Here is an 8,103-nt window from a genome sequence, read left to right as displayed (position 1 = left end):
AAACTTGGCTTTAGTGTTTAAGGTGGAGTGGTTTAGGTTAGGTGTTTAGCGTTGTTCGCACCTTAATGCGGCGTTATAAATATTGGAGCATCCGTGAAAGATAACATTCGATACTTCAAACAAAAGCTCAGTGAAATCTACGATATCAATGTCACTGAGGTTACCCATCTATCGAGTATGCATGAATTATATCAACTCAAAACAGTTTGCTCTAACCAATATATTGTTAAGCTTTATAAAGCTAGTGATTGCTCTTTATCGCACTTGACGTCAATGACCGAGTTCAATGCTAGCTTGAAAGCTAATGGGGTTTCCGTAACCGTCCCTGTTCTTGGAGCTGATGGTAAGTATGTCCAGCATATTGGTGATAAGTATGCAGTGTTAAGCCATTTTGTACATGGTGACAAGGTGTCCACTATCAGTTCTTCTCAATGTTACTTATTTGGTCGAGAGTGCGCTCGGCTGCATTTAACAGAGAGTAGGCAAGATTTTCCGCATAAAAAAACTGAAGAGCTGCTGACTTCCCCTTTGCTCAATATCAGAGCCGGTTATAGCCGCAAGCAAGAACAGGTTGGTGTTATAGAAACCTTAGCTACACAAGCGGAGGTCAACTTGTCCAAGTTGCCTTTGCCGGAGGTTTTGTGTCACGGAGACTTCCATTGGGGTAATGCAATCTTCTCACCTCAGCAGATCACGATCCTTGATTTTGACTTTTGTTGCAGAAGTTGGCGAATATACGATCCAGTAGTCTTCTTGTGGAATCTTCTATTCACTAATAGTGACAATATTAAACGACAATGGTCATCATTTCTAAGTGGTTACCAGTCAATTTCAGCACTTTCTGAAGAAGAGCTTGGCGCTATTCCTTGGTTGTTGATAGCTCATAATATTTGGCATATTGGTTTCATCGGTGAGGCAACAATTGATGAGTGGGAATTTGATGATTACTGGTTCGATCGTAAGTTCGAGTTGTTTGAGGTAATTGGAGAAATGTACCCATAAAAATATTTATAACAAAGCGTTTAAGAGTGATTCTCAACGCTTGGCATTTTGGGTTTGTATCGGCTTTAGTGTTTACGGCACAATGGGTTAGGTTTGGTGGTTGCGTTGTTCACACCTTAACGCGGCGTTAGGTTTCAATCTGTTAAAGGAGGAATAGATGTACAATGAGAAGGTACTAATCAGAGTTCATGGTCAAGGAGTTTATGATACTGAGCATGTGGCGATATTTTTAGAGAGGTTTTCTGCTGCTTACAAATCACTTTCGACGCTAGATACGCGTATGAAAATGTTGACTGAAAGTGGCTATAAAATAAACCTTGCGCAGCTAAATATAACTGGCTATGCCCCTGATCATTACTTAGAGGTCATTGGTGTTGAGTTTCATTCTCCGGGCTTTTGGGAGTTTTTGGGTAAACTAAACCCTCTTGAAGTTCTAAGACAATACTTAAATGATCGTCATGAGCGTAAAAAAGATGAAGACTATAGAAACACTCTTGAAAAAGAGAAGCTTGGTATCGAGAACGACATTCTTAAACTTGAGTTTACAAGGCAAGTCATCGAGGTCGCACGCCAAACAGGACATAGTGAAGAGGAAATCAAGTCTATTGTACGTGATCAGATCGTTATCCCTTTAATAAGCTTGGATGCTTTATCTGAAAAAGGAATGGTTACTTACGTTGAAATTCCAGAAGACGAAAAAGAGCTAGAGTTCGAAGTCGAGTCAGAAACCTAACAATCTGTTTAAGAGTGATTCGCAACGCTTGGCATTTTTGCTATGCGTTGCGTTTAGTGCTTAAGGTGGGTATGCAGCGGCTTTGGCATGGCGTTGCTCACACCTTAACAGGGCGTTATGTTTACTTGTATTTCAATGGCTTAAAGGTTTTAGGCTCTAGTTCTTTGTCCCTCTGGCAATTCGTCCCTAGTAGACTCAGCAAATCCGCATTATCGGTCTAAGTTCTTGAATCTCTCAGACCGTAAAACATGCCAATGTTCGTGGGTTGCTTCATTGTCAGGTCGTGGCGGTTGGCTTCTGGTTTAACTGGCTCAAAGTCGCTTTTAGTTTCTTAGCCAATTAGCATTTCAGCTTGGCAGTTGCCTCGGCAATTCAACACTGTCTTGCGCTTTGGTTGGAAAGAAAGGGCGCTTGTTGGTGCTTTGTCGGGGTTGCCTCATTCGGCAGGGAAGTGGAATTACTGATTCTGGGTTAGTCGCTTTTGGCGGCCAAGTCACTTCTTACCTTGTGGCTTGGTTCAGAAAACTAGTCAGAAATAGCAGTTCTTTTTCAAGTAAATCAGTCGTTTGTGGTAAAACATAACAATCTGTTTAAGAGTGATTCGCAACGCTTGGCATTTTTACTATGCGTTGCGTTTAGTGTTTAAGGTGGTATGCGGGAGCTTCGGTATTGCGTTGCTCACACCTTAACAGGGCGTTAGTTCCCCAGAGGAAGCAATCAATCCGTAGGGAATTTTTGTTTCTGGTGTAGTACACGCATAACTCGGATGATATCGCCCTCAACCCAGTAAGATACAATCATCGAAATCTCAGGAATAATGAGCAATCGTCCGCGGATGCCATCTCGTTGTACACCTATTAAAGGTTGTTCAAGCAAGTTTTCTACTTTTGCTTCAATGAGGTTGTCAGTTTTTTCTGCCGCATCAGGGTTGAAGTCATAGAGAAACTCGAAGATCTTTTCACGATCATTAAGTGACTCTTCTTCCCATAAAATCATTGCTTACCTCGATTACGGATTCTGGCTTTGCGCTCTTCCATTCGAGACTTAGCCGTTTGGTGCTCAACGAAAACAGATTTTCCTGAGTCAAACTTCTCAAATGCTAGGTTTACTTGTTCAGTTAGCCATGCATCATGAGATAATGTTTTTCTTTGTTGTTCAGCGAGTTGCTCAGTAAGTTCACGGCAAGCATCACTTAGAGTTCGACCTTGGCTCTCAGCCATTTGTTGAGCTAGGCGTTTTGTTTCTTCATCAACACGAAATTGAATTCTAGTGTCCATGATATATTCCTTTGTTGGTGTGTGTACAAATGTTAGCACTAGGCTTTGAGATGGGCAACTAACAAACAATTTAAGAGTGATTCGGCACGCGTGGTATTTTTACTATGCGTTGGTTTTAGTGATTAAGGTGGTATGCGGAAGCATCGTATTGCGTGCCTCACACCTTAATTGGGCGTTAGCACTCAGAATCATGCAACAGGGAGGTTTTATGTTTCCATTAGAGGTATTTGTTACTTATACGTTGGCTTGTTTACTGTTAGTTATCTCGCCTGGACCAGATAATTTGCTCGCAATCGGTCGTGGTTTAAGTCAAGGTCGACTGGCGGCAGTCATGTCGGGCATGTCTTCTGGGGCGGGGATCTTGTTTCATGTCGTCGCAGCTACATTCGGGCTAACCCTTCTAATTCAAACCTCTGAAGTAGCGTTCTACGTAGTAAAACTCGTTGGTGCTGCTTACTTAATTTGGTTGGGTGTGAAAGTTCTTCGTTCGAGAAATCTGTTTTCATTGGAACCAGCGAAAAAACAGTCACTGAAAGTTATCTTCTCAACCGGCTTTCTATCTGCAGCGCTTAACCCGAAGCCCGGTATGTTTGTTCTTGCTTTTGTGCCTCAATTTGTAAACCCAAGCTTAGGGCCAGTGACAACTCAAATGATCGGCTACGGAGTCTGGTTTGCGGTATTAACTGCAGTTGGCTTTAGTTTAATGGGTGTCTTCTCGTCTCAACTGTCTGAGTGGTTTAGAAACAAACCTAAACTGGTGTCAGGGTTAAATATTGGTGCAGGTATCACATTCGTTTCTTCTGGGTTAGCAGTGGCGTTTATGAAGCAGCGATAATCTAAGTGCTAACAATAAATTTAAGAGTGATTCACAACGCTTGGCGCCCTTACTTCAAGTCAGTTTAGTGGTTATGGCACAATGCGTTAGGTAAGGTGTTAGCGTTGTTCACACCTTAATTTGGCGTTATGTGCCTTAGGTGTAATATGGAACATAGTCTAGAAACCGCTTATCCGCTGAAAAGTATGATGGAAAGCGTATTTGGTCGTAAGGCTTGGCTAGACCTAAAACACTGCCAAGATTTGGGCGTATGGAAAAAATACTCAAAGCGTCTTATTTCGGCTGTAGAGGTTTCAATAAAATCGACGGTCAAAGTTGCTGACGATGATTGGTTCGATGAATTGTCGTTGGAATTTGAACATGGTAAGAAATGCATTGATTCAGCAGGTTCTCTTGATGTTCTTTTTGCCAACTTAGCTGCGTGCCTTGCAAATATATCTTTCTTGCAAATTGGTATGATTCCTCAAAGGCACTCTGAGAAAAATGTAGCTGCTAGGCAAGGTGAAAGCTGGAATTTAAGTGCATTTCGTACAGTCCAATATGTTCAAACTCAAGAGCAGAAAGAACGTATCATGAGACGCAAAAGTCAAAATAGTGAAACCAGCACATAACAAGCAATTTAAGAGGGATTCACAACGCTTGGCATTTTTGTCTCTACTTCAAATTTAGTGTTTATGGCACAATGCTTTAGGTGTGGGTGGTAGCGTTGTTTACCCCTTAATTGGGCGTTATATGCTTCTACAGCTTAATAGGTTAGGTACGGTATGAAACTAATGAAAATAGTTGGGTTTCTTTTAGTAGTAGCTTTAATCGTAAACCTTTGTGTCTCAACATTTTCGATCTTCCAGCAATATCGTTATTTAGAGATCGAAGATAGCAATTGGCAAAATAGTGTTCGTTTTTACACTGAAGCGAGACATAGCAAGCAAATTTCAGTCGAAGACCGAACTACAGTAACGAAACTTATAGCTAAAGAGTTGTTTATCTTGGGGCATGAACAGGCCTACTATGTAGATAGAAATGGTAATGACACGATATTTGAGCCAACTGAAGAACATGAAAATGAAAGGCAGCTAAGATTTCAAGCGAGGCTCGTCTCGATTGCCTATATACATGAGCAGCTTTGGCTAAATGCGTTTTATGTTGCGTTACTTCTAGTTATTGCAACTATAAAAGGTAAACTTCAAAAACGCATATAACAAACAATTCAACAGTGATTCGCAACGCTTGGCGCTCTCACTTCGAGTTTAGTTTAGTGTTTAAGGCGCAGTAATCAAGTTCAGTGTTTGCGCTGCTCACACGTTAATTGGGCGTTATGCGTCATTTTGGAAATGGAGGTCAACATGCCGATTGCTAATTGTATTCTCTCTCCTCAAGTTGCTGTAAATAGTAGCGATTGTACTGGACTCATTGAAAAGTGGGGGAAACATTCCGGTATTGATACTTCGGAAATGACGGTAACAGTCATACGTTCAGACGAACAAATGGGTAAAGAGTATGGTGCTATTTGTACGTTGAACTTACCTAACCTTTGGAGCCGAAAATCAGTAAGCTCACTTCAGGTTGGACTAGCAAAGGCAATTAGTGAGCACTTTAGTTTGAAGGATACAGAAGTTCTCATAATGACGTCGCTTCTCGCATCAGGCTTCGTAGTCGAAGGTGGTGCGGAAGTCAGTTGGTAAGTCGCACTGAGCGCATAACAATAAATTTAAGAGTGATTCACAACGCTCGGCGCTTTCACTTCAAGGCGGTTTAGTGTTTATGGCACAATGGTTTAGCTAAGGTGTTAGCGTTGTTCACACCTTAATTTGGCGTTAGGAATGGCCAATCAAGCATAGAAGTGAAGTCTGTTGTTATTGCCTATTGTTTGTTTTTCTATTGGACTTAATGTAGCGACGAACATCGGTGTAAACGTCTTTAATTGTCAAGTAGAGTAAGTAGATGACAAATATCCATATAAAAATATTTAGGTGTAACTCGTCCCAAGCACTATAAAAGTCCCACGTTTGATTTCGTATATAGTTAAAGAATGAAAAACAAAGAGCAACTATTAAAGCTGCCAATAGCAGGAACAATAAAAGGATTATTGATCTTGCAAGGTTCAAACCTAATAAGTCTATAAGCAGTTTCTTATTATTGTCACATTTCATTATTCAACTCACCCAATAGTCGAATGTATTGCCATCACTTAGTTGTCCTTTATATCACTGTTACTGATAGTGCACTAGAATATACGCGCAACTATATTTATGATGTTTGTGTTATTCGTAGTACCAAAACAGGTTGTCGAGGTATGTGGCAGCATTCCTAACAAAGCATTTAAGAGTGACTCACAACGCTTGGCGATCTCAAGTTTAAACTGGGCTTTAATGTTTAAAGTGCTGTGGTTTAGGTTCGGTGTTTAGCGTTGTTCGCACCTTAATGCGGCGTTAGGGCGCAAGGAGTAAAATGATGATTAGTCACATAGATCATATTGTTCTTACAGTTTCCGACATAGAAAAATCAGTAGCTTTTTACAAGCGAGTTTTGTGCATGGAAGAAGTCGCTTTTGCCAATGGTCGGAAAGCTGTAACGTTTGGAAATCAGAAAATTAACTTTCAGCTTCTGGGTCAAGAACCGCGTAACATAGCCAATGTGGGTTCAGGTGATGTTTGCTTAATCACTGATTGGTCATTGGCGTCAGTGATAGATCATTTGGTGAAAGAAAATGTCAAAATCATTGAGGGTCCTGTTGAAAAATCAGGAGCTGTTGGTTCAATCCAATCGGTCTACTTTTTGGATCTTGATAAGAATTTAATCGAAGTCAGCGTATACCAATAGGCTCTGCGCCCTAACAATAAATTTAAGAGTGATTCACAACGCTTGGCGCTTTCACTCCAAACTAGTTTAGTGTTTATGGCACAATGGTTTAGGTAAGGTGGTTGCGTTGTTCACACCTTAATTTGGCGTTAGGCGCAGTAAGAAATTTCTTGATTCAAATCTCTAAGTTCTCTTTGGTTATTTGTTCTGGTTTTTCGGCAATTTGGCCTTATCTACCCAAGTTCATGAATCACTCAACCCGTGAAACATGTCAAAGTTTTCGGGTTGCCTCATTCAGTGTTGTAGCCAGTTTGTTGTTAGTTTCTTTGGCTCAAATCGCTTCAATTTTATCTGTCTTCGAAACGGGCTTATTGGCTGAGATTTCGCTCTGAAATTTAGCCTTTCCAAATTCCATTTCTATGCGCTGAAAAGCCAATTTCTTTGGTGTTTTGGTTGTAGTGGGTTTCAGAAACTTAGCCGCTTTAGAATTTGGGTTTTAATTAAAGTCAGTGGATTACGTGTGTTTCTTTTTCCAAAAAGGTGGTTTTTAAAATCCCATTTTAACTATTTGCGTGAAGCGCCTAACAAAGCATTTAAGAGTGACTCACAACGCTTGGCGATTTCAGTTTAAACTTGTTTTTAGTGTTTAAGGTGCAGTGGTTTAGGTTGGGTGTTTAGCGTTGTTCGCACCTTAATGCGGCGTTATGTAAAAAGGAGACTTTAGTGAAATATATAGTAAAAACTTCAATGGTTTTAATCGGGATTATTTGTAGTGTCATGGTTCAAGCAAATGATCTTGTGCCTATAAAAATGCTAGATGGTAAGGTGACAATTTCTACTCCAGAGGACTTTACTCCAATGCCTCAAGAAGTAGTAGAAATAAAGTATCCTAGTTCGCGTAGACCGACAGATGTGTTAACTGATGAAACGACACAAGTAACTTTAGCGTTTAGTCACACGAATAACAAAATGTCAAAAAAGGAGCTTATCAAAGCGCACAAAGGGATGTCGAAGATGTTTCACAACCTTTATCCATCAGCTGAGTGGATACGCGATGAAGTAATCCAACAAAATGGGCATCCATTTATTGTATTGGAGCTAGTGACTCCAGCTTTAGACACACAGGTTCATAATATAATTTATGCAACGTCGGTAGATGAACGTTTCTTATTAGTGTCTTTTAATACAACGGTAGAAAAAGCTCCAGATTGGTTGGCGCGAGGGAAAAAAATGATGGAGTCGATAATCATCAACTAATTTTACATAACAAAGCATTTAAGAGTGACTCACAACGCCTGGCGATTTCAGTTTAAACTTGGTTTTAGTGTTTAAGATGCAGCGGTTTAGGTTGGGTGTTTAGCGTTGTTCGCACCTTAATGCGGCGTTATGTGCTTTCTCGGAAAATCTAAAAATAGCGTACAATCAGCGTTTTGAAATAGCGGAAATCATCATGTCCA

At 40.5% G+C, this 8,103-nt stretch carries 10 protein-coding genes; 8 read left to right on the top strand and 2 right to left on the bottom strand.

All coding sequences use genetic code 11. The annotated features are described in order from the left end of the window. Positions 1–93 precede the first annotated feature (93 nt). Positions 94–1,002 (top strand): phosphotransferase enzyme family protein, encoded by a 909-nt coding sequence (locus tag ACQEXU_RS21515; protein WP_427012251.1) that lies wholly within the window; start codon positions 94–96, stop codon positions 1,000–1,002. A gap of 157 nt (positions 1,003–1,159) precedes the next feature. Beyond that, entirely contained in the window at positions 1,160–1,735 is a 576-nt protein-coding gene (locus ACQEXU_RS21510; RefSeq protein WP_427012250.1) for a hypothetical protein, read from the top strand. Positions 1,736–2,452: 717 nt separating this feature from the next. Here the strand turns inward: ACQEXU_RS21510 and ACQEXU_RS21505 are convergent. Continuing rightward, positions 2,453–2,731, bottom strand: coding sequence for a type II toxin-antitoxin system mRNA interferase toxin, RelE/StbE family (locus ACQEXU_RS21505; RefSeq protein ID WP_053321350.1), 279 nt, complete (start codon positions 2,729–2,731; stop codon positions 2,453–2,455). After that, complete coding sequence (locus tag ACQEXU_RS21500; RefSeq protein ID WP_005398409.1) at positions 2,728–3,012, bottom strand: type II toxin-antitoxin system RelB/DinJ family antitoxin; 285 nt, start codon at positions 3,010–3,012, stop codon at positions 2,728–2,730. Before ACQEXU_RS21500 ends, ACQEXU_RS21505 begins: the two co-directional genes overlap by 4 nt. A gap of 208 nt (positions 3,013–3,220) precedes the next feature. On the opposite strand from ACQEXU_RS21500, the gene ACQEXU_RS21495 reads away from it, so the two are divergent. The 6 genes from ACQEXU_RS21495 (at position 3,221) to ACQEXU_RS21470 (ending at position 7,903) form a co-directional block, all read left to right on the top strand. Beyond that, complete coding sequence (locus tag ACQEXU_RS21495) at positions 3,221–3,847, top strand: LysE family translocator (RefSeq protein ID WP_427012249.1); 627 nt, start codon at positions 3,221–3,223, stop codon at positions 3,845–3,847. A 146-nt stretch (positions 3,848–3,993) separates the two neighbouring features. Next, a complete protein-coding gene (locus ACQEXU_RS21490; protein ID WP_172572411.1) occupies positions 3,994–4,458 on the top strand; it encodes a hypothetical protein in 465 nt (154 codons plus the stop codon). 153 nt (positions 4,459–4,611) lie between these two features. After that, complete coding sequence (locus ACQEXU_RS21485) at positions 4,612–5,046, top strand: hypothetical protein (RefSeq protein WP_427012248.1); 435 nt, start codon at positions 4,612–4,614, stop codon at positions 5,044–5,046. Between the two features lie 144 nt (positions 5,047–5,190). Further along, positions 5,191–5,529 carry a hypothetical protein gene (locus ACQEXU_RS21480; protein ID WP_427012247.1) on the top strand — a complete coding sequence of 113 codons (339 nt, stop codon included), beginning with the start codon at positions 5,191–5,193 and terminating at the stop codon, positions 5,527–5,529. A 769-nt stretch (positions 5,530–6,298) separates the two neighbouring features. Beyond that, the gene (locus ACQEXU_RS21475; RefSeq protein ID WP_427012252.1) at positions 6,299–6,667 is read left to right on the top strand and encodes a VOC family protein; all 369 of its coding nucleotides are present in this window, start codon (positions 6,299–6,301) and stop codon (positions 6,665–6,667) included. Between the two features lie 702 nt (positions 6,668–7,369). Continuing rightward, a complete protein-coding gene (locus ACQEXU_RS21470) occupies positions 7,370–7,903 on the top strand; it encodes a hypothetical protein (RefSeq protein ID WP_427012246.1) in 534 nt (177 codons plus the stop codon). Positions 7,904–8,103 lie beyond the last annotated feature (200 nt).

It is taken from the genome of Vibrio sp. TRT 21S02, from assembly GCF_050113675.1.
Taxonomy (GTDB): Bacteria; Pseudomonadota; Gammaproteobacteria; order Enterobacterales; family Vibrionaceae; genus Vibrio.
This window is presented reverse-complemented; position numbering and strand designations above follow the sequence as displayed.